This window comes from Yinghuangia sp. ASG 101 (assembly GCF_021165735.1).
GTDB lineage: Bacteria > Actinomycetota > Actinomycetes > Streptomycetales > Streptomycetaceae > Yinghuangia.
In genome coordinates, this window is sequence record NZ_CP088911.1 from 4,673,838 (window position 1) to 4,699,689 (window position 25,852).

At 72.0% G+C, this 25,852-nt stretch carries 23 protein-coding genes; 5 read left to right on the top strand and 18 right to left on the bottom strand.

Annotated elements, in window-relative coordinates:
• Window positions 1–73: 73 nt before the first annotated feature.
• From dgoD to LO772_RS20100, 7 genes are all read right to left on the bottom strand, one after another.
• Entirely contained in the window at window positions 74–1,222 is a 1,149-nt protein-coding gene (gene dgoD / locus LO772_RS20070) for a galactonate dehydratase (protein WP_231773405.1), read from the bottom strand.
• A complete protein-coding gene (locus LO772_RS20075) occupies window positions 1,219–1,986 on the bottom strand; it encodes a FadR/GntR family transcriptional regulator (RefSeq protein WP_231773406.1) in 768 nt (255 codons plus the stop codon). The genes dgoD and LO772_RS20075 overlap by 4 nt, the downstream gene beginning before the upstream one ends.
• A gap of 150 nt (window positions 1,987–2,136) precedes the next feature.
• Window positions 2,137–3,276 carry a DUF4380 domain-containing protein gene (locus tag LO772_RS20080; RefSeq protein ID WP_231773407.1) on the bottom strand — a complete coding sequence of 380 codons (1,140 nt, stop codon included), beginning with the start codon at window positions 3,274–3,276 and terminating at the stop codon, window positions 2,137–2,139.
• A complete protein-coding gene (locus LO772_RS20085) occupies window positions 3,273–4,337 on the bottom strand; it encodes a zinc-dependent alcohol dehydrogenase family protein (RefSeq protein ID WP_231773408.1) in 1,065 nt (354 codons plus the stop codon). Before LO772_RS20085 ends, LO772_RS20080 begins: the two co-directional genes overlap by 4 nt.
• A 59-nt stretch (window positions 4,338–4,396) precedes the next feature.
• Window positions 4,397–5,422, bottom strand: a complete 1,026-nt coding sequence (locus LO772_RS20090; RefSeq protein WP_231773409.1) for an ABC transporter permease — start codon at window positions 5,420–5,422, stop codon at window positions 4,397–4,399.
• 7 nt (window positions 5,423–5,429) lie between these two features.
• Window positions 5,430–6,950 carry a sugar ABC transporter ATP-binding protein gene (locus LO772_RS20095; protein WP_231773410.1) on the bottom strand — a complete coding sequence of 507 codons (1,521 nt, stop codon included), beginning with the start codon at window positions 6,948–6,950 and terminating at the stop codon, window positions 5,430–5,432.
• A gap of 108 nt (window positions 6,951–7,058) precedes the next feature.
• Window positions 7,059–8,057: a substrate-binding domain-containing protein gene (locus tag LO772_RS20100; protein WP_231773411.1), complete on the bottom strand. Its 999-nt coding sequence runs from the start codon at window positions 8,055–8,057 to the stop codon at window positions 7,059–7,061.
• A gap of 410 nt (window positions 8,058–8,467) precedes the next feature.
• On the opposite strand from LO772_RS20100, the gene cutA reads away from it, so the two are divergent.
• On the top strand, window positions 8,468–8,830 hold the full coding sequence (cutA, locus tag LO772_RS20105) for a divalent-cation tolerance protein CutA (RefSeq protein WP_231773412.1): 363 nt from the start codon (window positions 8,468–8,470) through the stop codon (window positions 8,828–8,830).
• 365 nt (window positions 8,831–9,195) lie between these two features.
• On the opposite strand, the gene LO772_RS20110 is transcribed toward cutA, so the two are convergent.
• From LO772_RS20110 to LO772_RS20145, 7 genes are all read right to left on the bottom strand, one after another.
• Entirely contained in the window at window positions 9,196–9,591 is a 396-nt protein-coding gene (locus tag LO772_RS20110; protein WP_231773413.1) for an SHOCT domain-containing protein, read from the bottom strand.
• Window positions 9,592–9,712: 121 nt separating this feature from the next.
• Window positions 9,713–10,840: an acyl-CoA dehydrogenase family protein gene (locus tag LO772_RS35890; protein WP_269453062.1), complete on the bottom strand. Its 1,128-nt coding sequence runs from the start codon at window positions 10,838–10,840 to the stop codon at window positions 9,713–9,715.
• 16 nt (window positions 10,841–10,856) lie between these two features.
• On the bottom strand, window positions 10,857–11,339 hold the full coding sequence (locus tag LO772_RS20125; RefSeq protein WP_231773414.1) for a MaoC/PaaZ C-terminal domain-containing protein: 483 nt from the start codon (window positions 11,337–11,339) through the stop codon (window positions 10,857–10,859).
• Window positions 11,336–11,881, bottom strand: coding sequence for an FAS1-like dehydratase domain-containing protein (locus LO772_RS20130; RefSeq protein ID WP_231773415.1), 546 nt, complete (start codon window positions 11,879–11,881; stop codon window positions 11,336–11,338). The genes LO772_RS20125 and LO772_RS20130 overlap by 4 nt, the downstream gene beginning before the upstream one ends.
• Window positions 11,878–13,053 (bottom strand): CaiB/BaiF CoA transferase family protein, encoded by a 1,176-nt coding sequence (locus LO772_RS20135; RefSeq protein ID WP_231773416.1) that lies wholly within the window; start codon window positions 13,051–13,053, stop codon window positions 11,878–11,880. The genes LO772_RS20130 and LO772_RS20135 overlap by 4 nt, the downstream gene beginning before the upstream one ends.
• Window positions 13,054–13,064: 11 nt before the next feature.
• A complete protein-coding gene (locus tag LO772_RS20140) occupies window positions 13,065–14,246 on the bottom strand; it encodes an acyl-CoA dehydrogenase family protein (RefSeq protein ID WP_231773417.1) in 1,182 nt (393 codons plus the stop codon).
• A 373-nt stretch (window positions 14,247–14,619) separates the two neighbouring features.
• The gene (locus tag LO772_RS20145; RefSeq protein WP_231773418.1) at window positions 14,620–15,546 is read right to left on the bottom strand and encodes a cyclase family protein; all 927 of its coding nucleotides are present in this window, start codon (window positions 15,544–15,546) and stop codon (window positions 14,620–14,622) included.
• 189 nt (window positions 15,547–15,735) lie between these two features.
• On the opposite strand from LO772_RS20145, the gene LO772_RS20150 reads away from it, so the two are divergent.
• The 4 genes from LO772_RS20150 (at window position 15,736) to LO772_RS20165 (ending at window position 20,182) form a co-directional block, all read left to right on the top strand.
• Complete coding sequence (locus tag LO772_RS20150) at window positions 15,736–16,650, top strand: SDR family oxidoreductase (protein ID WP_231773419.1); 915 nt, start codon at window positions 15,736–15,738, stop codon at window positions 16,648–16,650.
• Window positions 16,651–16,709: 59 nt separating this feature from the next.
• Entirely contained in the window at window positions 16,710–17,894 is a 1,185-nt protein-coding gene (locus LO772_RS20155) for an acyl-CoA dehydrogenase family protein (RefSeq protein ID WP_231773420.1), read from the top strand.
• Window positions 17,891–18,670: an SDR family oxidoreductase gene (locus LO772_RS20160; RefSeq protein WP_231773421.1), complete on the top strand. Its 780-nt coding sequence runs from the start codon at window positions 17,891–17,893 to the stop codon at window positions 18,668–18,670. Before LO772_RS20155 ends, LO772_RS20160 begins: the two co-directional genes overlap by 4 nt.
• Before the next feature lie 444 nt (window positions 18,671–19,114).
• Window positions 19,115–20,182: a Zn-dependent alcohol dehydrogenase gene (locus LO772_RS20165; RefSeq protein WP_231773422.1), complete on the top strand. Its 1,068-nt coding sequence runs from the start codon at window positions 19,115–19,117 to the stop codon at window positions 20,180–20,182.
• A 179-nt stretch (window positions 20,183–20,361) separates the two neighbouring features.
• Here LO772_RS20165 and LO772_RS20170 read toward each other — a convergent pair whose 3' ends face one another.
• From LO772_RS20170 to LO772_RS20185, 4 genes are all read right to left on the bottom strand, one after another.
• Window positions 20,362–21,291 carry a hypothetical protein gene (locus LO772_RS20170; RefSeq protein ID WP_231773423.1) on the bottom strand — a complete coding sequence of 310 codons (930 nt, stop codon included), beginning with the start codon at window positions 21,289–21,291 and terminating at the stop codon, window positions 20,362–20,364.
• Between the two features lie 191 nt (window positions 21,292–21,482).
• Complete coding sequence (locus LO772_RS20175) at window positions 21,483–21,989, bottom strand: flavin reductase family protein (protein WP_231773424.1); 507 nt, start codon at window positions 21,987–21,989, stop codon at window positions 21,483–21,485.
• A 193-nt stretch (window positions 21,990–22,182) separates the two neighbouring features.
• Entirely contained in the window at window positions 22,183–23,046 is an 864-nt protein-coding gene (locus LO772_RS20180) for an enoyl-CoA hydratase/isomerase family protein (RefSeq protein WP_231773425.1), read from the bottom strand.
• Window positions 23,047–23,426: 380 nt separating this feature from the next.
• On the bottom strand, window positions 23,427–25,667 hold the full coding sequence (locus tag LO772_RS20185) for an acetate--CoA ligase family protein (protein ID WP_443089292.1): 2,241 nt from the start codon (window positions 25,665–25,667) through the stop codon (window positions 23,427–23,429).
• Between the last annotated feature and the right edge of the window lie 185 nt (window positions 25,668–25,852).

Consider the following 25,852-nt stretch of genomic DNA (forward strand, 5'->3'; position numbering starts at 1 on the left):
GGTCATCGCCTTTCGTGCACGGCGGGCTGGGTTTCGGGCCGGCCCTCGCGGTCGCGGGGACGGCGGTGGTGCGTCACCACTCGGCGAGCGAGCCGTCCGAGTGGCGCCACAGCGGGGCGCGCCAGGCGGCGCCGTGGCTCGCGTCGGCGCGGCGTACCGCGGCCTCGTCGACCGTGATGCCCAGGCCGGGGCCGGTGGGGCGGGCGATGTGCCCGTCGGTGAAGCGGAAGACCTCGGGAACGGCGAGGTAGTCGAGGACTTCCGCGCCGTCGTTGTAGTGGATCCCGACGCTCTGCTCCTGGATGAGGAAGTTCGGTGTCGCGAAGGCCACTTGCACGGCGGAGGCCAGCGAGATCGGCCCGAGCGGGCAGTGCGGCGCGAGGAGGACGTCGAAGGTCTCGGCCAGGGCCGCGATGCGGCGGAGTTCGGAGATGCCCCCGGCGTGCGACGGATCGGGCTGCGCGACGGCGATGCCGGCCTGCAGGGCGGGCAGGAAGTCCCAGCGGGAGTACAGGCGTTCGCCGGTGGCTATGGGCACGGGGGAGGCCGCGACGACGTCGCGGAGCAGGTGCGTGTGCTCCGGGGTGACGGGTTCCTCGACGAAGAGGGGGTGGAACTCGGCGAGGAGCGGGAGCAGGCGCCGCGCGCCGGCGGCGGTGAACCTGCCGTGCAGGTCGACGGCGACGTCGCGGTCGGGGCCGAGGATCTCGCGCGCGGTCGCGACGCGGGTGAGGATGTCGCCGGTCTCGCGGGCGGTGCCCAGGCGGCCGGTGCGGCCCGCGGCGTTCATCTTGACGGCGGTGAATCCGGCCTCGACCTGGGCGCGCACCGCGTCGGCGATCTCCGCGGGTTCGTCGCCGCCGACCCACGTGTATACGCGCAGGCGGTCGCGGACCGGGCCGCCGAGCAGCTGGTGGACGGGGGCGTCGAGGGCCTGCCCGTGGATGTCCCACAGGGCCTGGTCGAGTCCGGCGACCGCGCTGGCGAGGATCGGGCCGCCCCGGTAGAAGGCGCCCTTGGTCATCACCTGCCAGTGGTCCTCGATCCGCAACGGGTCGTTGCCGATGAGCAGTTCGGCGAGTTCGTGGACGGCGGCGCGGACGGTGTCCGCCCGGCCCTCGACGACCGGTTCGCCCCAGCCGACGAGCCCCTCGTCGGTCTCGATCCGGCAGAACAGCCAGCGGGGCGGGACGCGGAACGTCTCGATACGGGTGATCTTCACGTGCTTTCCTCAGCGGGTTCCGCCGCCGAGGGCGCGCGGGTGGAGTCGTCGGCCGCGGCGTCTCGGGCCGGGGCGGGGTGGGTGACCTGGGCCAGGTCGTGTTCGGCGAGGTCGAGCAGGGCGCGCATGGCGGCCTCCGCGCGCGCGGTGTCCCCGTCGCGTACGGCGTCGGTGACGGACTGGTGGCTGGGTACCGGGTCGTCGGCGTGCGCCGCGTGGACGAGCCGGTCGCGTTCGGCGAGGCCGGGCTCGATGAAGATGTCCATGCGCTGGAAGAGTTCGTTGTGGGTGGCGGCCAGCAGCGCGCGGTGCCAGGCGAGGTCGGCCGCGGCGGCGTCGGCGGGGTCGGCCGCGGTGGCCATGGCGGCGAGTGCGGCGTCGAGGGCTTCGAGGTCCGCGTCGGTGCGGCGGCCGGCGGCGAGTCTGGCGGCGGCGGGTTCGACGGCGTCGCGGACCTCGGCCAGGTCGCTCAGGACCCGGTCGCCCGCGCCGGCGGCGAACTGCCAGCGGATCACGTCGCTGTCGAGGAGATTCCACCCGGAGCGCGGGCGGACGAACGTGCCGCGCTTCTGCCGGGCGTCCACCATGCCCTTCGCGGTGAGCACCTTGAGGGCTTCGCGCAGCGGTGTCTGACTCACGTTCAGCTCGGCGATCAGCGCGGCGACGTCCAGGATCTCGCCTTCGGCGATGGCGCCCGAGACGATACGGGTGCCGAGCGCCTCCACGGTCTGGCCGTGTACTCCGCGCCCGATGTATCCCGCCATAGTCCTGCCCCGCTTCCTCTTGCCCGGTGCCGCGCCGGGAACAAGACCGACGCAGATATCCTACATTAATTAATATTTATTCTGGGTAGGTGGATGGGCCTCGGCGGGGGTCCGACGGGTCCGCCGGGGCGGTCACGCCGGTCACGCCGGTCACGCCGGTCCGTTCGGCGGGCCCGCGGACCCGTCCCGGAACGGCACGAACACCTCGCCCCCGCCGCTCTCCCCGACCGCCCGGAACCCCGCTCCGGTCACCTCCTCCACCGCGCCCACCGCGGGCCCGAAGCCGCACTCCACGGTCAGGCGCGTCGACTCCCCCGGAGCCAACCACTGCCAGGGGCCGAGCACTTCGCACTCGACGATCCGCTCGTTCGGTGCCAGGCCGCCCAGGTGTTCCAGCGGCTCGTCGACGGGGTGTTCGAGCCAGACCTCCGCCCGCGAGCCCCGATCCGGGTACGCGGCGGTCCCGTCCACCGCGAAGCGCTGGGTCAGCGTGCCGCGTTCGGACACGTACGCCAGCCAGCCCGACGCGTCCGGGAAACCGATCTTGCCGACGACGTCCTGGTGCGGCACCCGCAGCACGCCCGGCGTGTGCGCGTGCGCCACCGGGGTGCCGGTGCCCGCGACGAGGCCGATGGTCGGCGCGGCACCGCCCCCGGCGAGGCCGACGTAGACCCCGCCGGACGGGTGCGCGCCCGGCGCGGCGCCGGGGACCTGGGTGACGTTCCACAGGGCCCAACGCACCGGGGACGCCGACTCGTTGGTGGCGACCAGGTCCAGGCGGTACGCGGCTTCCCCGGCCGCGGCACTGATCCGGCGCCGCAGCCGCAGACCGGTGCGCGGGTCGATCGCGCTCGTCAGGGTGAAGCCCGCCGCGCCCGCCGCCGCCTCGGCGCGGTCGACGGTCAGCTCGTACGCCCCCGAGTCGAGCACCGGGTCCGGCGGACCCGCCCACGCGCCCGGCCCGCCCCACCCCTGCGGCGCCGGCCAGGTCTTGTCGCCGCCCCAGTTGAGCCAGGCCGACATCGGGCCGTCGTGCGGCCCCGGCCGCACCCCGGGCCGGGGTCGCAGATCGTCGTCGAGCAACCGCCGGTTCCGGTACAGGAGTTCGTGACCGCCGAAGCGCGCCGACAGGATCCGCCCGCCCAGCGCGGGGATCGCCGAGACGCGCAGCACACCGGTGTCCAGGTGCACGATCTCGTACGGTCCGGCGTCCTCGCGCAGCACCCGGGCACCGGTGCCGCCGGTCCTCGCCGCGTCGGCGGCCCCGGTGCCCTCTTCACCCCCGCTCATGCCGGCGCACCCTCGGGCACCAGCACGACCTTGCCGCGGCCGGCACCGGCCGCGAGGCGGAAGGCGGCGTCGGCGTCGGTCAGGGCGAACCGGTCGCTGACCACGCGTTCGGGGCGCATGTTCCAGCGCACGAGGTTGCGGGCCAGTTCGGCCATCGCCGGGAGCGAGGTCACCCACGACGCGTACAGCGTGACCTGCTTGTGCAGCAGCGCGTCCGAGACCTCGGTCTCCAGCGTGCCGCCCTCGCCCACCAGCGACAGGCGCCCCCACTCGGCGAGTCCGTCGATCGCGGTGGAGCGGCCCTGCCGGCTGCCGGAGCAGTCGATCGCGGTGGCGGCGCCGCGCCCGCCGGTCAACCGCGCGACACCCGCGGCGGCGTCCTCGGGGGAGAAGGTCGCGTCGAACACGTCCAGGCCCTCGGCCCACGCGCGGCGCTCCGCGGACGGTTCGACGCCGATCACCCGGCGGGCTCCCCGGCCGCGCCCGATCATCCCCGCGGCCAGGCCGACCGGGCCGAGGCCGACGACGAGCAGGTCGTCGTCACCGCTGACATCGACGCGGCGGATGCCCTCGTACGCCGTCCCGAATCCGCAGGCGATCAACGCGCCGTCGACCTGGCTCAGTTCGTCGGGCAGCGGGACGAGGGTCGACTCGTCGGCGACCAGGTACTCCGCGGCGCCGCCGTCGCGCTGCCAGCCGTACGCCGCGCGCGTGGGCGCGGTGCAGCTGATGAAGTACCCGCGCCGGCAGTTGTCGCACAGCCCGCAGCCGGCGATGTGGTAGACGATCACCCGGTCCCCGACCCCGAACCGCCGCGTGCCCGGGCCGGTCCCGACCACGGTGCCGGATGGCTCGTGGCCGGCGATGACCCCGCGGTAGGCGGGCCCGTCGACGCCCCGGTGGGTCTTGTGCTCGCGGTAGATGTAGCCGATGTCGCTGCCGCAGATGCCCGCCGCGCCGACGCGCAGCAGCACCTGGCCCGGACCCGGCTCGGGGACGGGGACCCGGCGGACGTCGGCGGTGGAGTCCCCCGGCAGGTAGACGCCGTGCATGGTGTTCATGGATGGTGCCGTTTTCCTTTCCCGGGAGCGGGCGTGTGCCCGGGCCCGACGGTGCCGCCTCAGGTGAGGCGGACCGTGTTGGCGCGTCGGCTGATGACGACGTTGACGAGGACGGCGCCGACGATGATCACGCCGCGGACGACGTTCTGGAAGAACGAGTCGACGCCCAGCAGGATCAGTCCGTTGGCGATGACGGTGATGAACACGACGCCGAACAGGGTGCCGACCAGGCTGCCGCGCCCGCCGGCCAGCGCCGTCCCGCCGATGACCACCGCGGCGATCACGTCGAACTCCAGCCCGGACGCCGCGCCGCCGTTGCCCGAGCCCAGGCGCGCCGCCATCAGGATCCCGGTCAGCGCGGCGAGCGCGCCCGTGGTGGCGAACAGCAGGACGCGGATGCGGGCGATGTTGATCCCGGCGAGCCGCGCGGCGGCGGCGTTGCCTCCGGTCGCGTACACCGAGCGGCCGTACGAGGTGCGGCGGGCGATGTACCAGAAGACGAAGAACAGGACGATCAGGACGATGGCCGGCGTCGGGACGCCCAGGACCTTGCCGCCGAGCCGGTCGATGAAGCCGCTCTCCGGCAGCGCCACCGGCAGCGCGTCCGTCGTGTACAGCGCGAGCCCGCCGAGTGCGCTCCACAACCCGAGGGTCGCGATGAAGGACGGCACCTCGAACCGCGCGCGCAGGAGGCCCGCGAGCGCTCCCCACAGGGCGCCCGCCACGATGGTGACGATGAGCGCGAGGGCGATGCCGAGCCCCCAGTCCCCGGCGCCCTTGGCGAAGATCACGGAGGCGAACGCCACCGCCGGACCGATGCTGATGTCGATGTCGCCGGCGATGATCACCAGCGTGACGCCGAGGGCGGGGATGCCGACCGTCGCCGCGTCCCGGAGGATGCCGAGCTGGTTGTCCGTCGACAGGAACCCGGCCGCGGTGATGCCCAGCACCACGTAGAGCACGGCTATCGCGGCCAGCAGCCCGATCTCGTTGAGCTGGTGGGCGCGGCGGGCCAGGAACGAGCCCGGCTGCCGCCCCTCGGTCGGGCCGGGCGACGAGGGCTTGTCGAGGATGACTGATGACATGGGTGCCTCACACTTCCACGGCCATCGTCGCGGCCATGATGTTGTCCAGGGTGATCTGCGCGCCGGTGAACTCCCCGTTGATCCGGCCGTGGTGCAGGGTCAGTACGCGGTCGCACACGAGCGGAAGCTCCTCCAGCTCGCCGGAGACGAAGACCACGCCCGCGCCCGAGTCCGCGAGGTCGCGGATCAGGGCGTAGATCTGGGCCTTGGCCTCCACGTCGACGCCGCGCGTCGGCTCGTCGAGCAGCAGGATGCGGCTGCGGGCGTGCAGCCAGCGGCCGATCACGGCCTTCTGCTGGTTGCCGCCGCTGAGGTTGACGATCGGGGTGCCGAGCTCGGGGGTCTTCACCGCGAGCCGCTCGACGAGCTCCCGCCCGGCCCGGTCGGCGAGGGCCGGTGAGATCGACCGGTGGCGGCTGACGCCGCCGAACCACGACATGACCATGTTCTCGCCGACGCCGAGCAGCGGGACGATGCCCTCGCCCTTGCGGTTCTCCGGGGTCATGCCGACGCCGAGCTTCTTCATCGCCGCGGCGGTGTGCCGGCGCACGGCCGTGCCGTCGACCTCGAACGCCCCGGACGCGGGGCGGTCGAACCCGGCGATCGCCCGTAGCAGTTCGCTGCGGCCCGAGCCCAGGAGGCCGCCGATGCCGAGCACCTCGCCCGCGTACAGGTCGAAGTCGACCTCGTCGAGTTTGGGCGGGAGCCGCAGGCCGCGCACCGTGAGCAGCGGGGTCCCGGCACGGTCCACGGCACGCGCCGCGGGGGCGGTCTCCTGCCGTGCGGCGGTGTCGCCGAGCATGAGCGCGACGATTTGCGCGGTCGTGGCGTCCCGGACGTCGACGGTGTCGACCACCCGGCCGTCGCGGACGACGGTCACGCTGCGGGCGACCTGCCGGATCTCGTCGAGCCGGTGGCTCACGTAGATCACCGCGACGCCGGAGTCGGCGATGCGGCGTACCGCGTCCAGGACCGTGCCCGCCTCGTCGGCGGCGAGCGCGCTGGTGGGCTCGTCGAGGATCAGCAGCCGAGGACGGCGGCGTACGGCCCGCGCGATCTCGACGAGTTGCTGTTCGGCGAGCGGGAGCGCGCCCACGAACGCGTCGGGCGACACCGTGACGCGCAGTTCGTCGAGCACCTCGGCGGTCTCCCGGCGCATCCGGGCGTAGTCGACCCCGGACACCCCGCGCCGGGGCCACGCGCCGAGGAAGAGGTTCTCGGCGACGGTCATCTCGGGCACCAGGCTCAGTTCCTGGTGCACGGTCGCGACGCCCAGCTCGCCGGCCCGGCGCACGCCGCCTCCGCCGAGCGGCTGCCCGGCGATGCGGACCTCTCCGGTGTCGGGGGTCTCGACGCCGGAGAGCATGCGGATGAGCGTGGACTTGCCGGCGCCGTTGCGCCCGAGGAGGGCGCGGACCTCGCCGGCGCGGATCTCGAAGTCGACGTCGTCGAGGGCGAGGACGCCGGGGTAGCTCTTGGTCAGTCCCGACGCGGTCGCGGCCACGTCTGCGGCTTGGGGGTGGGTCATGGTGACTGCTCCACGGGGGAAACGGGGTCGGGTGTCCGGGGGCGGCACACTCCCGGGCGGACACGCCGGAAGGGAACAGGTCGGCGGGGGACGGTGGCGGGAACGGGGCTAGGGGAGGCCGTCGGCGTGGGCGTCCAGCCAGGCCTGGGCCTGTTCCGGTGTGGAGTACAGCTCCACGGGCGCCGGGACGATCAGCTGCTCGGGCTTGTCGCCGTTCATCACTTGGCCCGCGGTCTGTGCGGCGAGTCGGCCGACCTTGATGCCGGAGATGTCGACGTCGGCCTTGAGCACTCGGTTGTCGACGAGCTTGCGTGCGAGATCGGTGGTCATGTCGCTGCCGAAGACCACGGTCTGCCCGACCTTGCCGCGCTGTTCGACCGCGCGGACCGCGCCCATCGTCGCGCCGCCCGACTCCCCGTAGAACGCGTCGAGATCGGGGTGCGAGGTCAGGATCCGGTCGGCGACCTCGATCGCCTCGTCGATCGTGGTGCCCTGCTGGTTGACGACGATCCGGGCGTCGGGCAGGCGTTCGAACAGGCCCTGCTCGAACCCGGCCCGGCGCTGCTTGCAGACCTCGACGGTCTCGCAGTTGAGGACGCCGACGGTCGGGGCGGTGTTGCCGACGCCGGTGAAGTACTCGGCGGCCTTCTCGCCCGCGAGCCGGCCGAACTCCACCGGGTCGCCGAGGATCCACGCGCTCACGTACTTCTCGGTGGCCTCGTCGGTGAGGCAGGTGTTGTAGCAGATCACCGGGACGCCGTTGTCGTGCGCGAGTCTGACCGCCGGGATCGACGCGGTCGTCGACACGGGCGACAGGACGAGCGCCTTCACGCCGGCGGAGGTGACGGTGCTGACGAACGTGCTCTCCTTCGACGCGTCCCCTTGGGCGTTCAGCTCAAGGAGCTGGACGTCGTCGCCGACCTGCTTGGACTCGTCCTGCATGCCCTTGCGGACGCCGGCGTAGAAGCCCTGCGCGTCCATGTAGACCAGCCCGATCCGGCCATCCGACCCGACCTGCACGTCACAGCTCGTCGAGGCGAGCACACCGAGGACCACGGCAGCGGCCGTGAGAACGGCGGCAAGGGGTCTGCGGCGGAACCGGCGCATGCGATCACTCCATATATCACGACAACAATCGCGAAGTACCGCAAACATGACGTCCGCGGCCGGTTCGAGTATGGTTCGGCGGGTGTTGGGCGTCAAGATTAAATAATAATTAATGGAAAGATCATCATGCCGACCACCGGAAACACGCCTGACTTCCCCACGTGACGGGGTGCGTGACCCGGTGGCCGAAATCCGCCGCCCACGGCGTGCCGGACGGCCGGTGCTCGTCGACGTTCCGCACTGACCCGGTGGGTCGGGGGAAACGTCGTGACCCGGCCGCCGGGTCGGGCGGTCCACGGGTCGGGCAGCCGCACGGGACGGCGGCCCCCGGGCACGCGGACCCGGCCGCGGTGCCGAGGCGCCGGGTGGACGCCCGCCGGATCCCGGCCGTGCGCGGTTACGCTCGCGGGATGACCGACTATCTGACCGTGGTGACCACGACCGATGCGCACGAGGCGGCGGAGGCGCTTGCCGCGTCGGCGGTCGGGGCTCGGCTGGCGGCGTGCGCGCAGGTCGTCGGACCGATCACGAGCGTGTATCGCTGGGACGGCAAGGTCGAACGGGCGCGCGAGTGGCAGGTCGTCCTCAAGACGACGGCCGAGCGCTACCCCGGGCTTGAGGCGCACATCAAGGCCGAGCACACCTACGACGTGCCGGAGATCATCGCCGGGCCGATCGTCGCGGGCGACCCCGCGTATCTCGCGTGGGTGTCGGAGGAGGTCGGGGGATCCACGGCCGCGGCCTCCGGCGCCGTCGACCGCTCCGACGGCTAGCGCGGTCGCGGGGGCGGCCCGATCGTCGGCGCACCGCGTCGCGGGACGAGGCGAGTGCCGTTGCCGCCCGACCAGGAGACCGCCACGGGACCTCGCGGGGCGACGGCCCCGCAAGCCCCACGACCCCACAACCGCACACACGAGCCACGGGCCGGACCGGAACCCGATACGACGACCATCCGCATCAGGCGCGATATCGCCCCCGGTATCCCCGTGAAAGCCCCCAACCGCCGGGTGCCGCGGGAATCCACGGCATCCGATACGGACCACCCACACCCTGCCCCCCGCACGACGATGGGGAGGAAGGGGGCCGACAACGGCCCCCTTCCTCCCCACCTTGTGCCGTCGTCCGGCCGTCCGGCCGGTCAGGCGGTGACCTTGGCCTTCATGCGCCGGTATTCGTCCTCGGTGATGTCGCCGTGGTTCTTGAGTTCGGCGAGGCGGTGGAGTTCGTCGACCGGGCTCGCCGTCCAGGTCTTTTCTCCCGCCGCGTCGCGGACATAACTGCGGAAGGCGTCCTCGCTCTCCTTCGCCCGGACCGCCTCGCGCCTGCCCATGCCCTCACCGCGGGCGATCAGGTAGACGAGTACGCCGACGAACGGCAGGACGACGAGGAACACCGACCAGCCCGCCTTGCCCCAGCCGCTGACCTCGTCATCGCGGAAGAGGTCGCTCAGGACGCGGAACAGGAGGAAGAACCAGAGGATCCACAGAAAGACCCACATTGTCGTGAAGAAGACGTTGAGAAGCGGGTAATCCATCGCCGGCCTCCTAGCTGGCCCACCCCCGCATATCCAGCATGTTCCCGAGGGCGGGAAAAGGCGAGCGAGGAGCCTGCGGACACCGCGGGCGTGCGGCGGCGCGGGAGGCGGACGTGGAGGATCAGGCGTCCAGGAGCCGCGCGGCGACCGCTTCCTCCAGGTGCCGGTCGTCGCCCCAGTTGAGCTGGAGCGATTTGGCGCGGCGGAAGAAGAGCTGCGCGTCGCATTCGACGGTGAAGCCCATGCCGCCGTGGATGTGCACGGACAGGTCGCTGACTTCGCGGAAGGTCCTGCACGCGAAGAGTTTGGCCATGGGGGCCAGGCTCGCGGTGTCGCGGCCGGTGTCGCGGGCCCAGGCCGCCTCCCAGACGAGCGTTTCGGCGCCGTCCACGGCGGTGACGGCGTCGGAGAGATCGTGGGCGATGGCCTGGAAGGCGCCCAGGGGCTTGTCGAACTGGTGGCGGGTCTTGGCGTAGTCGACGGTGATCTCCAGGACGCGCCGGGCGCCGCCGACGGCTTGGGCGGCGAGCAGGATGAGGCCGTCGCCGAGGGCGGCGGACCAGATCGGCCAGCCGCCGCCGACGCCGCCGACGACGGCTTCGGCCCCCACGCGCACCGCGTCGAAGTCGACGCGGTGCTGGGTGTCGGAGGCGATGGTGCGCTGGGGGGAGAGCGTGACGCCGGGGGAGGCGGGGTCGACGAGGAAGAGCGTGATGTCCGTGGGGGCGGGGCCGGTACGGGCGAGCACGAGGACGCGCTCCGCCGAATTGGCGTACGGCACATGGCGTTTGGTGCCGGTCAGGAGCCACGCGTCGCCGTCGGGGCGGGCGCTGAGGGCGATGCCCCGGGGGCCGTGGCCCCGGTCGGGTTCGAGCCACGCGGTGGTGAGGACGGACGCACCGGAGGCGACGGATGTGAGCCATCGTTGGCGTTGGTCGTCGGTGCCGGCCGCGGTCAGCACACCGCCGCACAGGACCGAGCTGACGAAGTGGGGAGACGGGGACAGGGCGCGGCCGAACTCGGCGTAGACGACCGTCGCGTCGAGCATCGACATCTGCGACCCGCCCCACTTCTCGGGGATGGTCAGGCCGGTGAGGCCGCTGTCGCCGAGCTTGCCCCAGAAGTCGGCGGGGTAGCCGACCGGGTCCTCCTCCATCGCGCGGACGACGGCCAGGTCGGCGTGCCGGGCCGCGAGCCCGCGCACGGTCGTGCGGAGGACTTCCTGCTCGTCGCTGAACTCCAGGTCCATGGAGGGTCCTTCCGCGTCACGGTACCCAGCGCTCGCCGCGCCGGGCCCAGGGGTTGTCGTCGGGGGAGGTCGGTACGGCGACACGTGCCTCGCAGGTGGTCCTGGCGGTGCCGTCGACGGTGAGCGCGACGTCGAGGGTGACCCAGCCGCAGCCGACGGCGTCGGTCGTGAGGCCGGTGACCGTGGCGGTGTAGACCATCGTGTCGCCTGGGAAGACCGGGGAGTTCATGCGGAACACGACGCGGCCGATGCGCCCGGTCGGGCCGGTCCAGTCGGTGAGGTAGCGCTCGAACCACGCGGCCTGGTTGGGGGTGTTGAGGAAGATGTCGCGCACGCCCTGGCGTTCGACCGCGAAGTGGTGGTCGTGGTGCATGGGCCGCCAGTCGCGGGCCGCGATGGCGCCGAGGATGACGGTGGTCGCGGTGACGGCGTGGGAGAGGGGCGGGAGTTCGTCGCCGATCTTGATCTGATCGAGCGTCAGGGGGGCCACGGTGGTCATGAGTTCGCCTCCCGGCGGTAGCCGTAGCCGGTGTACGACTCCGTCCCGACCAACGCGCCGCGCTGGTTGTGGTATTCGACGTCGATCACCCAGAAGCGTCCGACGCCGAGCTTCGTGCGCTTCTCCGGGCCGACCGAACGCAGGATCTGGCGTGACGTGATGAAGTCGCCGACGCGTACCGGTTCGTGGAAGACGTTGGTGTTGTCGGTCATGATCGCCTCGGGCAGCCCGAACCGCGCCTTGAGGTCGAAGTGCACCTGCAGCGACAGCTGTTCGCCTTCCGCGCCGGGCGCCCAGTAGTGCGGGCGGGCGTACGCCGACAACAGGCTCGGCGGGGAGATCGGCCCGCCGGTGACCGCGGCGGCGACGTCCGGGTCCCAGTACAGCGGGTTGCCGTTGGAGACGGACGCGCACGACGTCCACACGTAGCCCTGTTCGACCGGGAAGTCGGCGGTCTTCTCGTACTGGGTGACGCCGATGAGGGCGGCGACGTCGTCGGGCAGGGCCGGGGAAGGGGAAGGGGAAGGGGAAGGGGAAGTCACGCAACCACTCCTTCTTCGCGTAGTGCCCCGATCCGGTCGGGGGACAGCCCGGCGGCGGCCAGGAGTTCGTCGGTGTCGGTGGTGTCGGCCGGGCGTACGCCGTACGCACCCGGAGCCGGGGCCATGCCCGCGAGGACCGGGCCGACCTGGCGGAACGTGCCGTGCGCCGGGTGCTCGGCGGTGGCGAACGCGCCCCGGGACGCGAACTGTTCGTCGGCGACGACCTCGGGGATGGACAGCACGGCGGAGACGCAGGTGTCCGCCGGGGCGAGTTCGGCGACCCACGTATCGCGGTCGCGAGTGCGGAAGACGTCGGCCAGGTCGCGGCGGATCTCGTCCTGGACCGCGTCGTCGACCTGGTGCCGCGCCCATGTGTCGAGCCCGAGCAGGCCGCACAGGTTCGCCCAGAAGCGCGGTTCGATCGCCGCGACCGCGAGCCACTTGCCGTCACCGGCCTGGTAGGTGTCGTAGCACGCGTACCGGCCGAGGAGCACGTTGGCGCCGACTTCGACGTCGTCGCCGGTCGCGAGGTGTTCGTCGACGGACAAGGCCATGAGCGCGAGGACGCCGTCCGCCACCGCGACGTCGAGATGGCGGCCGAGGCCGTCGCCGCCCGGCCGGTCGCGGTGGCGCAGCGCGGCGAGGATGGCGATGACCGCGTGCATGCCGCCGCCCGCGCTGTCCGCGACGGTCGCGCCGGGGACGGGCGGCCGACCGTGCGCGTCCCTGCCGGTCAGGTGCAGAAAACCACCGGTGGCAAGGTAGTTCAGGTCGTGCCCCGCCTGCTGCGACCGGGGGCCGGACTGGCCGAAGCCCGAGGTCGAGCAGTAGACGATGCCCGGGTTGGTCGCGGACACGGCCGGGTGGCCGATGCCGAGCCGGTCGACGACGCCGGGCCGGAAGCTCTCGATGACCACGTCGGCGCGCGCGGCCAGGGAGAGGAACACGTCGCGCCCGGCCGGTGCCTTGATGTCGAGCAGCACGCGCTTCATGCGCCGGTGCGCGCTGTAGGAGAAGAAGGGCGGGGTGATCTGCACGCCGCTCCGGGCGGGGACGGGGCCGATTTTCACCACGTCCGCTCCGTAGTCGGCGAGCCAGCGCGACGCGCGGGCGGCGGGGCCCACGCTCGCCAGATCCAGGACGGTGATGCCGTGCAGCAGCTCGCCACTCATGTGACCTGCCGTCAGAAGTTCTTCGGGAGGCCGAGTTTGCGGCGCGCGATGATGTTGCGCTGCACTTCCGAGGTCCCGCCGCCGATCGTGTCGAGCACGGTGTAGCGGTACGTCGACTCCGCCCGGCCCGCCATCGGGGCATCCTCGGTGCCGACCCGCAGCTGCGCGCCGGGCCCGCCGAGGTCCATGGACGCGTCCGCGAGGCGCTTGGACAACTCGGTGGCGAACAGCTTGTACTCGGACGCCTCGGTGGTCGGCGGTGCCCCGCCCTTGTCGGCCGCCGCGACGACGCGCAGCCCGAGCAGCCGGGCGACCTCGGCCTCGGTGGCGAGTGTGGCCATCGTGCGGCGTACGACGGGGTCCTCGGACAGCGGCTCGTCGTCGCGCGTGGCGGTGCGGACGTACGTGGTCAGCAGGTCGAGCCGTTGCGCGATGGGGGCGAACGCGAACATCGTGAAGCGCTCCAGGTCGAGCGCCTGCGAGATGTACTGGAAGCCCTTGTCGACCTCCCCGACCACGTAGTCGTCGGGGACGAACACGTCGTCGAAGAACACGTCGTTCGTGCGCTCGTCGCCCATCGTCCAGATCCCGCGCACGGTGATCCGCGGGTGGTCGAGCGGGACGAGGAACAGCGTGATGCCGTGGTGCTTGGGCGGGGCGGTGCGGGCCCCGACCCAGTACCACTCCGCGAAGTGGGCCGAAGTGGTCCACGTCTTCTGCCCGTTGAGGATCCAGCCGCCCTGGGCGTCGTCGCGCGTGGCGCGCAGTCTCATCGACGCGGCGTCCGAGCCGGCCTCGGGTTCGGAGTAGCCGACCGCGAACTCCACCTCGTTGCGCAGGATCTTGGGCAGGAACTCGGCTTTGAGCCGTTCGCTGCCGACCGCGAGGATGGTCTTGCCGATGATGCCGACGCCCTTGCCGATCTGCGGTCCGCCCCGCCCGGCGAGTGCCTCGTTGAGGATGTATTCGAGGATGCCGTCGCCGTCCTGCCCGCCCCATTCCTCGGGCCAGGTGATGCCGAGCCAGCCCTGCTCGCCGAGCCGGCGCATGAACGCGCGGCGGGCCGGGGTGTCGACGACCTGGGCCATGTTCTCCCGGGTCACGTCGAACACGTCGGGGTCCTGGTTCGCCTCCAGGAAACGTTCCACGCTGTCGGCGAACGAGCGTTGTTCTGGGGTTAGTTCGAAGTCCACGGCACCTCCCGGGCGCGCGTGCGGAGACCGGCGGGAGGTGCACGAACACGCCGGCCTGCCACGGAAACCTGACGGTCTGTCAGGTCAACGTAGCACCGGCTGTCGGCCAAATACAGAAGCATGCGCGCGGGCTTGCCGCGAGATCGCCGTGAAACAGGTGTTGACCAGGGGTGAAACGGTGATCACCCTGGGTGTGGCGGTCGCTCGCGAGGGGACGACGAGGCGCCCCGGACGCTCGGAGGATCCGGGGTCTCCTTGACGACGTGAGGCCGTCGGTGCCGCGAGCGGCACCCACGCCGGGTGGCGGCGATTCGGTCGGGTGCGGGTCCGACCGGAACGCCGTCATCCGGCTTCGCGCCGCGCACGCGGGCGGCTACTTGATCGCGACCGGGTTCACCGGGGTGCCCACCCCGCCGGCGAACGGCTGCGGCGACGCGTCGAGCAGGAACGCGTACACCCCGTCCGCGGCGCAGTCCTCGGACAGCTCCTCCAGATTCCAGTTCTGGCCCTGGAGCATGCCCATCTCGACCAGGTGCAGCGCGTGGACGGCCATGAAGCAGTCCTCGATCTCCGGCGGGAAGACCTCGAAGACCACGGTGTCGTTGGCGACCGCGGCGACGTCGCGGGCGTGGAACCACGCGGGGCAGCGGACCGACAGACCGGGGCCGTAGAAGTAGCCGTCCCGGTCGCCCGCCAGGTACTTGGCGATCTGCCCGGTACGGACCAGCACGACGTCCCCGGCCCGCACCCGCACCCCGCCGAACTCCTCGGCGGCGTCCAGGTCCTCGGGCGTCACCGCGTACTCCGGCGCGAGGATGTCGACGCCCTTGGCACGCGCGACGTCGAGCAGGACGCCGCGCGTGACGAGCGTTTTGACGTTCTGGATCCCCAGCTCCACCGCGCCCGCCTCGGCGGTCACCGACTTCCGGGCGGAGAAGCCGTTGTAGAGCCGGTCGTCGTAGCTCGCGTGCGTCAGGCCGTCCCAGTGCGTCCCGGCCTGGAGGCCCATCACGACCGCGTCGTCGCTGGTCGCGACGGTGCCGGGGCCGAACACCTCGTGGTTGACCAGGAACGTGGTGCGCCGGGGATTGTCGCGGCCCGGGATCACGCCGTTCTGGATGCCGTCCTCGCGCAGTTCCACGGCCAGCGAGAAGCGCTTCCCCGTCCGGACACACGCCGCGGCGGCCCGTACGACCTCGTCGGTGATCAGGTTCATCGTGCCGAGCTGGTCGCCGTCGCCCCAGCGCCCCCAGTTGTTGACGCGCGCGGCCAGTTCGTGGAACTCGGCGGGCATGGGCATCGCGGACCTCCTGGAGGGACCGGCCGAGCGGCGAATTCGGGGGGTGTGGTCTGCGCCCCGAGAAACTAACGTACCGTCAGATACGGTCGGCGGGCGCGGTTTTCGCGGTACCGGGGGCATCGCGAGCCGTCGTGGCACCGGTCGACCGTGCGGTTGGAGTCGGCGGCGTTCCAGGCGAGAGGGAGAGACATGGGTGACTTCCTGACCGGCAAGGTTGTCGCGGTGACCGGCGCGGGCCGGGGCATCGGCCGCGCGGTGGCGCTGGCGTGTGCCGCGCACGGCGCGAAGGTCGTCGTGAACGACTACGGCGTGGCCATGGACGGCTCGGAACCGACCAGTGAGGTCGCCGACGCGGTCGTCAAGGAGATCGCGGCGGCCGGCGGCGAGGCCGTCGCGGTGGCCGATTCGGTGGTCTCGATGGAGGGCGGCGCCCGCATCGTCGGAGCGGGCGTCGAGACCTGGGGCCGCATCGACGGCGTCGTGACGGTCGCCGGGAACCTGCGCGAACGCATGCTGTTCAACATGTCCGAGGACGAGTTCGACAGTGTCGTCGCGACCCACCTCAAAGGCACCTTCACCGTGGTTCGGGCCGCTTCCGCGGTGATGCGGGCGCAGGGCTCCGGCTCGATCGTCGGCTTCACCTCGGGCGTGTACGCACTCGGCTCGGTCGCCCAGGCCAACTACTCCGCGGCCAAGGGCGGCATCGTCTCGTTCATCCGGTCCGCCGCCCTCGGCCTGAACAAGTACGGCGTCAACGCCAACTGCGTCGCCCCCGTCGCACGGACCCGCATGTCGGCGAACGTGCCGATGGACCTCAAGGAGATCGGCGACCCGGAGGACGTCGCCGAGCTGGTCGTCTACCTGCTCTCCGACCACGCCAAGGACATCACCGGGCAGGTCTACACCGCGGCCGGCCCCAAGATCGCGCTGTGGGACCAGCCGCACGAGATCAAGGCGATGTTCCGCGACCAGGGCTGGACCGCCGAGTCGATCGCCGCGACGCTGCCCACCGCGCTCGGCCAGGACCCGATGCCCGTGCTCGCCCAGCTCAAGGAGTACGCGGCAGCCGCCGCCCGGAAGAAGGCCGCGGAGGCCGCCGGCTGAGGTCCCGGCACCCCCTCCCCGCCCAGCCGCAACGACACGCCGACCGGAAGGTGACCGCCGTGGACGTCCGCTACAGCGCCGAGGACGAGGAGTTCCGGGCGGAGGTCCGCGCCTGGCTGCACGACAACCTCGCGGGCGAGTTCGCCGAGGCCGTCGGTACCGGCGGCCCCGGCGGCGAGCACGAGAACGTCGGGATTCGGCGGGCGTGGGAGCGCCGCCTCGGCGAAGGCCGCTGGATCGGCCTCGACTGGCCCGCCGCGTACGGCGGACGCGAGGCGACCCTCGTGCGCCAGGTCGTCTTCGGCGAGGAGTACGCGCGCGCCCAGGCCCCCGGCCGCGTCAACCACATGGGCGAGAACCTGCTCGCCCCGACCCTGCTCGCCTTCGGCACCGAGGCGCAGAAGGCACGTTTCCTCCCGCCCATCGCGCGCGGCGAGGAACTGTGGTGCCAGGGCTACTCCGAGCCCGGCGCCGGATCCGACCTCGCGGCCCTGCGCACGAGGGCCGTCCGCGACGAGGAGACCGGCGACTGGCTCATCACCGGGCAGAAGGTCTGGACGTCGCTGGCCCACGAAGCCGACTGGATCTTCGTGTTGGCGCGCACCGACCCGGACTCCCGTCGGCACCACGGGATTTCCTTCCTGCTGGTGCCGATGGACCAACCCGGGGTCGAGGTGCGTCCGATCGTGCAGCTCACCGGGACCAGCGAGTTCAACGAGGTCTTCTTCGACCGGGCCCGCGCGAAGGCCGAGCACGTCGTCGGCCGGCCCGGCGAGGGCTGGCGCGTGGCGATGGGCCTGCTGGCGTTCGAGCGCGGCGTGTCCACCCTCGCCCAGCAGATCGGCTTCGCCCAGGAGTTGCGCACGGTCGTCGACACCGCGAGGGAGAACGGGGCGATCCGCGACCCGATCCTGCGCGACCGCCTGCTCCAGTCCTGGATCGACCTGAAACTGCTGCGCTGCAACGCCCTTCGCACGCTCGGCTCGGCCGATCCGGGGGCGCCGTCGGTGGCGAAGCTGCTGTGGGCGACGTGGCACCAGCGGCTCGGCATCCTCGCGATGGACGTGGGTGGCGCGGCGTCCACGCTCGCCGCCGCGGAGCCGTACGAACTCACGGCCGCACAACGGCTGTTCCTGTTCACGAAGGCGGACACGATCTACGGCGGGTCGAACGAGGTCCAGCGCAACATCATCGCCGAGCGCGTTCTCGGCCTGCCCCGCGAACCCCGAGGAGACGCGACGTGAGCAAGCCACCCGAATATGTGGGCGGGCACGGCCTGTTGGCCGGCAAGACCGTCCTGATCACGGCCGCCGCGGGCACCGGCATCGGGTTCGCCGCGGCCCGGAAGGCGCTGGAGGAGGGGGCGGTCGTGGCGATCAGCGACAAACACGAGCGCCGTCTCGGCCAGGCCGCCGACGACCTCGCCGCGATCGCCGGCGCCCGCCCGCTCGCGGTGCCGTGCGACGTCACCGCGGAGGCCGACGTACAACGGCTCGTCGACACCGCGGCGGCCGAACTCGGCGGTATCGACGTCGTGATCAACAACGCGGGGCTCGGCGGGCAGGCGGACGTGGTCGACATGACCGACGACCAGTGGCACCTGGTGCTCGACGTGACCCTCAACGGCACGTTCCGCATGACGCGCGCGGCGCTGCGCCACATGCGGGCGCGCGGCCGGGGCGTCATCGTCAACAACGCGTCGGTGCTGGGCTGGCGGGCGCAGAAGGGCCAGGCGCACTACGCCGCCGCGAAGGCCGGCGTCATGGCCCTCACGCGCTGTTCGGCGCTCGAGGCGGCGGAGTTCGGGGTGCGCGTCAACGCCGTCGCGCCCAGCATCGCGATGCACGCGTTCCTCGCGAGGACGTCGTCGGACGAGCTGATCTCGGAGCTCGGCAGCGCGGAGGCGTTCGGGCGCGCGGCCGAGCCGTGGGAGGTCGCCAACGTCATGGTGTTCCTCGCGTCCGACTACTCGTCGTACATGACGGGCGAGGTGGTGTCGGTGAGCAACCGGCACGCGTGACGGGCCTGCCGGGGGCGCGGGCGCGGTGGAACTGCCCCATGCCGGTCCACCGCGCCCGCGCTTTCCCGTGACGCGTTCCCCGTGAACGCGTCGCGCCCCCGCGTGCGGCCTGCCCCACGGCGGGGACGCCCTGCCATGACGTCTCCACCGATATCGCCGTATACGCGGGCGAGTTCCTGCCGAAAACCGCGGCTTGTGAAAATGATTAGAGGATTAGTGGCCCCGGTCAACTAACAGCCGAAAAGCGTTTGCGTGCCCGCGCTTTCCTGTGTCGAGGCATGCCGGGGCATCCGCCGCGCGCGGAGCGAAAACGCATGCAGAGACGACTGTCACAATGACATGACTGTTCGTCAGGTCGGCGCTAGTTTGTGCACCGTACTGCCGGACCGTCGCCGGGGCCCCTCCGTGCGACGGTGTTCGAGCCACTCCCCAAAGGAGAAGCCGGTGAAGGGCGTTCTGTTCGACGGCAAGGCGGCGGCTGTGGTCGACGACCTGGAGGTCCGCGACCCCGGACCCGGCGAGGTCGCGGTGCGGATCGGCGCGGCGGGGCTGTGCCACAGCGACATCAGCGTCATCAACGGGACGATCCCGTTCCCGCCGCCCGTCGTCCTGGGCCACGAGGGCGCGGGCACGGTCGAGGCGGTCGGCGAGCTGGTCACCCACGTGCGGCCCGGCGACCGCGTGGCGCTGTCGACGCTGGCCGCGTGCGGCACCTGCCGGGAGTGCGACCGCGGGCGCCCGACCATGTGCGCCAAGAGCTTCGGGCAGCTCGGCACGCCGTTCACGCGCGGCGGCGAACCCGCGTACAGCTTCGCCGGGTTGTCGGTTTTCGCCGAGCGGATCGTCGTCAAGGCCGTCCAGGCCGTCAGGATTCCCGCGTCGATCCCGATGGCCTCCGCCGCGATCATGGGCTGCGGCGTGCTCACCGGCGTCGGTGCGGTCCTCAACCGGGCGAAGGTGCAGCCGGGCGACACCGTCGCGGTCATCGGCACCGGCGGCATCGGGCTCAACGTCCTCCAGGCCGCCCGGATCGCGGGGGCCGTCACGATCGTCGCGGTGGATGCCAACCCGGACAAGGAAGGCATCGCCCGTGAGTTCGGCGCGACCGACTTCGTGGCCGCGAGCGCCGTCGAGAGCACCGTCAAGGCGGTCCAGGGCATCGTGCCGGGTGGCGTGGACCACGCGTTCGAGTGCGTCGGACGGCCGGACGTCGTCCGCGACGCGATCGCCATGCTCGGCCGGGCCGGCCAGGCCGTCATCCTCGGCGTCGCCCCCGCCACCGCGGAGGCGTCGTTCCCCATCGCGTCGCTGTTCCTCGACAAGACCATCATGGGCTGCCGGTACGGGTCCTCCCGCCCGCAGTACGACATCGCCCGCTACGCCGGCCTGTACGGCACCGGTGCGCTCAAGCTCGACGAACTGGTCACGCGCACCTACGCGCTCGACGACTTCCACGCCGCGGTGGAGGACGCCGAGGCGGGCAAGGTCGCCCGCGGGGTGTTCGTTTTCTGAGCCCCGCCCCGCCCCGAACCGCCCGCGGCGGCCCGCCGCCGATGCGCGCGGGGAGCCCGCCGGTCGTGCGGGGCGGGCTCTCCCCGAGCGCGGCGGCCCGGCGGGCCGCCCCCGCGGAGCCCACCCCCGGCCCGTCGTGTGTGTGCGCCGACCGGCGGCGGGGCGGCGGGGCGGCGGGGCTATGCCTTGCCCTGCGCCACCAGCTCCGTCATGGAGACGGTGTCGTTCGCGGGCGGAGGGGTGACGTCGACGGGGACGTTCCACTCCACGAAGTCGACCGTCGTCTCGACGTCGGCGGTCTGGCCCTGGGCCGTCACCTCGATCGTGGTGATCTGCCGCACGGGAAGCCGGTCGGCGTCGATCCACAGGTCGATTTCCGCCTCGTCGACGCCGAGTTTGTCGAACATGTCGTTCAACTGCTTGTAGTCCTTGGCCTCCAGGCCCATGCTCTCGGCGTTGTTGGCCTGGAGAAGCTTGACGTCGACGGTCCCGGCGTAGTGCGTCGTCGCGACCCCGCCGACCTTCTCCTCGCCGACCTTGCGGATGTCGCCGGACTTCTCCAGCAGCGCGAGTTGCGCGCCCGGGTCCTGCTGGCCGTCGGAGCCCTGCTCGGCCATCTTCTGGTACTGCGCAACCTGGCCGGTCACGTCGAGGTTCCGCATCTCCGCGGCGTTCAGCTCGACCCACGGCTTGCCGTTCTTCGCGGTGGCCTCCGGGCCGAGGTTCATGTACATCACGTCGGGCGTCACGATCGACTCGACGACCGTGGGCTCGGTCACGCGCGTGCCCTTGAGCTGCGACAGCAGCTCGGGATCGAACGTCATGCTCATGCGGGCCACGTTGTCGGGGACCGAGCGGGACGAGGCGTCGATGGAGAACGTGTGGGTGCCGTCGACTTCCTGCGAGATCCGCATGTGCACGGACGTCGTCTCGCCCACCTTCGTCCGTGTGTCGCCGAGCTCGGCGGCCAGGGCCTTGACGGCCGCGCTCTGCGGTTCCGAGGCCGCCGCGGTGTCGGAACCGCCCGAGCCGTCGTCCGTGCCGCAGCCGGCGACCGCGAACGAGAGACAGATGGCGCCGACCACGGCGCTCGGAGTGCGCTTGCGCATATCGCGTCCTCACGTGGCTGAAACCGGGCGTCCCCGTGCAACGGGCCCGGACGTCCTCAGCAACGTAACAGCGGTTCGCGGGTGGGACATCACCCGTTCGCGCGGTCGCGCGTGGGACAACGCGCATAGGCCCCGGAGCGTCGAGCGCGTCCGGGGCCTACGAGATGAACGGGAGCCTAGCGGCCGGGGTCTCAGGCGTTGCGCGCGGGGTGCCCGAAGCGGCCCTTGTAGAACAGCAGCGGCCCCGCGTCGTCGCGCGGCGCGTCCAACGCCGCGACCCGGCCGATCACGATCTCGTGGTCGCCGCCGTCCACGACCCGCTCCAGCGTGCAGTCGACGTACGCGAGCACGCCGTCCAGCAGGGGGGAGCCCGTCCCGGGGGCCGGGGTGTGAGCGACTCCGGCGAACTTGTCGGCGCCGCTGACGGCGAAGGCCCGGCACAGGTCCTCCTGGTCGTCGGCGAGCACGTTGACGCAGAATCTCGCACCGGGGCGGATGCGCGGCCACGTGGTTGACGTCCTGGCGACGAAGAACGTCACGAGCGGCGGTTCGAGCGACAGCGACGCGAAGGACTGGCACGCGAAGCCGACCGGCGTCCCGCCGTCGAGTGCGGTGACGATCGTGACGCCGCTGCAGAAGTGGCCGAGCACATGCCGGAACGTGGCAGGGTCGACGGTGGGGGCGCCGAGCTTGGCCATGGGGTCCTCGCAGGGTCGGGGCAGGCGGTTTCCAGCAAGCTAGGACAAGAAATATGATTGTGTCAATCAATTGAAATGGGGTCCGGGTCACATGAGAAAACGTGCCTCCAAAGCGCCCCTGAAGCATCCCCAAAGCGCCTCGTGAACGCCTCGGAGGAGCCTCGGGCGCGCGCCGACCCGGCCCCGGCCCCGCTCACCAGCCGTGGTATTCCGGCTTCCGCCGTTCGATCAGGCCCGCCACCCCCTCGTGGGCGTCCCGGGTGGTCATCGTGAGTTCGACGAGGTCCGCCTCGGCGTCGAACGCCGTCGCGCGGTCCGTATCGAGCGACCGGTTGACCAGGCGTTTCGTATACGCGAGCGCCCGGGTCGGGCCGGTGGCCAGGCGCTCCGCCCACTCCCGGACGGTGGCGTCCAGCTCGTCCGGCGGCACGACCCTGTTGACGACCCCGATGCGCAGTGCCTCGGCGGCCGGCAGGTCGTCCCCGAGGAACATCAGCTCCTTGGCCTTCTGCGGCCCGACCAGGCGCGGCAGCAGGTACGTGCTGCCGCCGTCCGGGATGATCCCGCGCCGCGCGAAGATCTGGATGAAGCGGGCGGTGTCCGCGGCGATCACCAGGTCACACGCCAGCGCGAGACTCATCCCGTAGCCGGCCGTGGTGCCGTTGACCGCCGCGATCACCGGCTTCTCGCAGTCCAGCACCGCCGCGGTCAGCCGTAGCACGCCGTTCCTGATCATTCGCGCGGTATGGCCCGTCGGGCGCTCGGGCGGCGCGGGCGTGCCGTCCTCGGGCGGCGTCGCGAGCGCGGGCGCCGTCCCGGGTGAACCGCGCAGGTCCATGCCGGTGCAGAAGTGCCTTGTCCCGGCCGCGCCGACCACGACCGCGCGGACGGCCTCGTTCGCCGACGCGCCGCCGAGCAGCGTGATGATCGTGTCGCGTTGGTCCCAGGTGATCGCGTTGCTCGCGCGGGGCCGGTTGAGCGTGACCCACAGCACGCCGTTCTCCACACGGTGCAGCAACTCCGGCTCGGCCGCGGCCGGTTCGGGAGGGACGCTCATGCGCCCACCTCGCTTCGCTCGGTACGGGACGCGTGGAACGCACCCCTGTCGTTGACGCGCTCGCTCATGCGGGCACCCGCCTCCTCCCGGCACCGTGTGCGCCAAGCGCGCCTCTCGGGCCGGTTCGTTCGCTCGGCCCGCTCATGCGGGCACCGCGCCTCTCGCGGCGCCGCGTGGGTGGAGGGGCGCCCCTCGCCGATGCGCCCGCTCCGCCCACGCGTGTGCGCAGCCGCTCGCAGGTCCGGCGCGGGGTCCACGCGTTCCGGGGCTCCGCCCACGCGTGTGCGCAGCCGCTCCTCTCGGGGCGGCGGACGGCCCCGCGGCGGTCGCCGTCCGGTCGGGCGATCGGCGCCGCGGCGGCCGATGATCGGCGGCTGATGTCATCGGGCGATGGCCAACGCGTCCAGGGCCACCGTGCCTCCGCCGCGCGGCATGACCATCAGCGGGTTGATGTCCAACTCGGCGAGGTCGTCGCCGAGTTCGAAGGCCATGCGCTGCACGCGCATCACCACGTCGACCAGCGCGTCCAGGTCGGCGGGCGGGCGCCCGCGCATGCCGTGCAGGCACTTGAGGCCGCGCAGCCCGCCGAGCATGCGGCGCACCTCGTACGGCCCGAACGGCGGTACCCCGACCGCGACATCGTCGAACACCTCGACCAGCATGCCGCCCAGACCGACCGTCACGGTCGGTCCGAACAGCTTGTCGTGCGAGATCCCGACCACCATCTCGACGCCCTTCTCGACCTGCTGGCACACCAGCACGCCTTCCAGCCGCCCGGCGCCGTGCTCGCGGGCCGCCTCGACGATCTCCCGGTACGCGTCCCGCACTTGGCTCGCCGACCGGAGCCCCGGCCGGACCAGCCCGAGGTCGCTCTTGTGCGGCAGCTGCGGTGCGCAGGCCTTCATGACCACCGGGTACCCGATGAGCCCGGCCGCCCGCACCGACGCGGCGGCCGAGGTGACCAGCTGCTCGCGCGGGACGCGGATGCCGTATGTGCGCAGCAGTTGCTTCGCGGAGTGCTCGGACAGGGGCTTCCCGGTGGTCAGCAGCCGCCGGGCCTTCGCGGCGGCCGGGGAGTGCGTCCGCGCGACGTCGTCGAACGGCGGCGTGTAGTTGTCGCGGAAGCGGTGGTAGTCGAAGTAGGCCCGCAGCGCCGTGACGCAGTTGCCGAACGTCCGGAACACGACTATCCGGTTGGATTTGAGCAGAATATCGCGGTACGCCGACTCGTCGCCCGCCGGCGAGCCCCAGACCACGCACACGACCTTGTCGGTCGTCTCCGCGGCGTCGACCAGGTCCCGCGCGAGCTTGTCGCTCATCGGCGGGAACGCCCCGGTGATCGGACAGACCAGCACGCCGACGTTCGGGTCGGCGAGGATCGCGTCGATGATCTTCCGCCCGCGCTCGTCGCCCGCCGGGTGGCCGCCGTTGTCGACGGGGTTCGCGACGGCCAGCGGCCCGGGGATCCACGACCGCAGCGACTCCTGGGTGCCCGCGGTGAGTTCGGGCAGGACGAGGCCGCGGGCGGCGGCCAGGTCGGCCATGTGCGCGCCCGTTCCCCCGGATATGGAGTACACGCACACGCCGTCCGCCCTCGGCCGCGTCGTGCGCGCGAACATCTGGGACGTGTCGATGAGTTCGTCGAGGCCGTCGACGCGCGTGACACCGAACTGCCGGAACACCGCGGACGCGACGCGGTCCTCGCCGGTCAGCTTGCCGGTGTGCGACGCGGCCATCCGGGCGCCGGATTCGGTGCGGCCGACTTTGACCAGCACGATCGGCTTGCGCTGCTGGGCCGCGTGGTCGGCCGCGAGGGCGAAGGTGCGGCCGTCCTTGAAGCCCTCGACGTACGCCGCGATCACCCCGACGTCCGGCTGATCGGCGAAGTAGCGGATGAAGTCGGCGGTTTCGAGGTCGGCCTCGTTGCCCACGGGCGCCCAGTGCGAGACGCGGATGCCGATGTCCTGCGCCGCGAACACCGGGCGGCCCTGGTGCCCGCTCTGCGTGATGAGGGCGATCGACCGGCCTTCGAGGTCGTCCCGGAACTCCTCGAAGGCGTTGAGGTTGGTGTTGGGGCCGAGCAGCCGCATCGGCCCGGCCGCGGCGAGTTCGGCGAGGCGGCGTTGTGCCTCGGCGCCGTCCGGGCCCGATTCGGCGAAGCCGTCGGCGAAGACGACCGCGAACGCGACACCGGCGGCGGCGAGATCCGGCATCACCTCCTGCGGGTCGCCGACCAGCACCACCGCGAGGTCGACGTCGCCCGGCACCGACGCGATGTCGGGGTGGCACGGCAGCCCGCCGATCTCGGCGTGCTTGGGGTTGACCGGGAACAACCGCGCCCCGACGCGGTCGGCCCAGGACCGCAGTTGCGCGGTGACGTGGGCACCGGGCCGACCCTCGGTGTCCGACGCGCCGATCACGGCGACCGTGCGCGGCCGGAAGAACCGGTCGAGTTCGGCGGGCCGCAGCCGCAGCGGCCGTCCGGTGACGTCGACCGGGAGGCGCTGGTCGGCGAACTTCTCCCTGCTCGGTTCCCTGCTCGGTTCCCTGCTCGGATCGGTGCTCACGGAACCGGTACGGGCGTATCCCGGAGCGTGCGTTTCCCTGCTGTCACGAAGCATCTGGCCCGTCCCTCGTCTTGACGATCCATCAGATGAATCACGTGACCTGACGGTCAGGCGGCAAGCTGCCGACGGGACGTCAGGACTTTTTGTTGTCTCTTCGCCCCTTGCTCGCACTATGTGTCCGATCATGGGGATTTCTGGTGACTTGGTCAAGGTTTTTCCGGGGAGCCCCCGGTCAACGA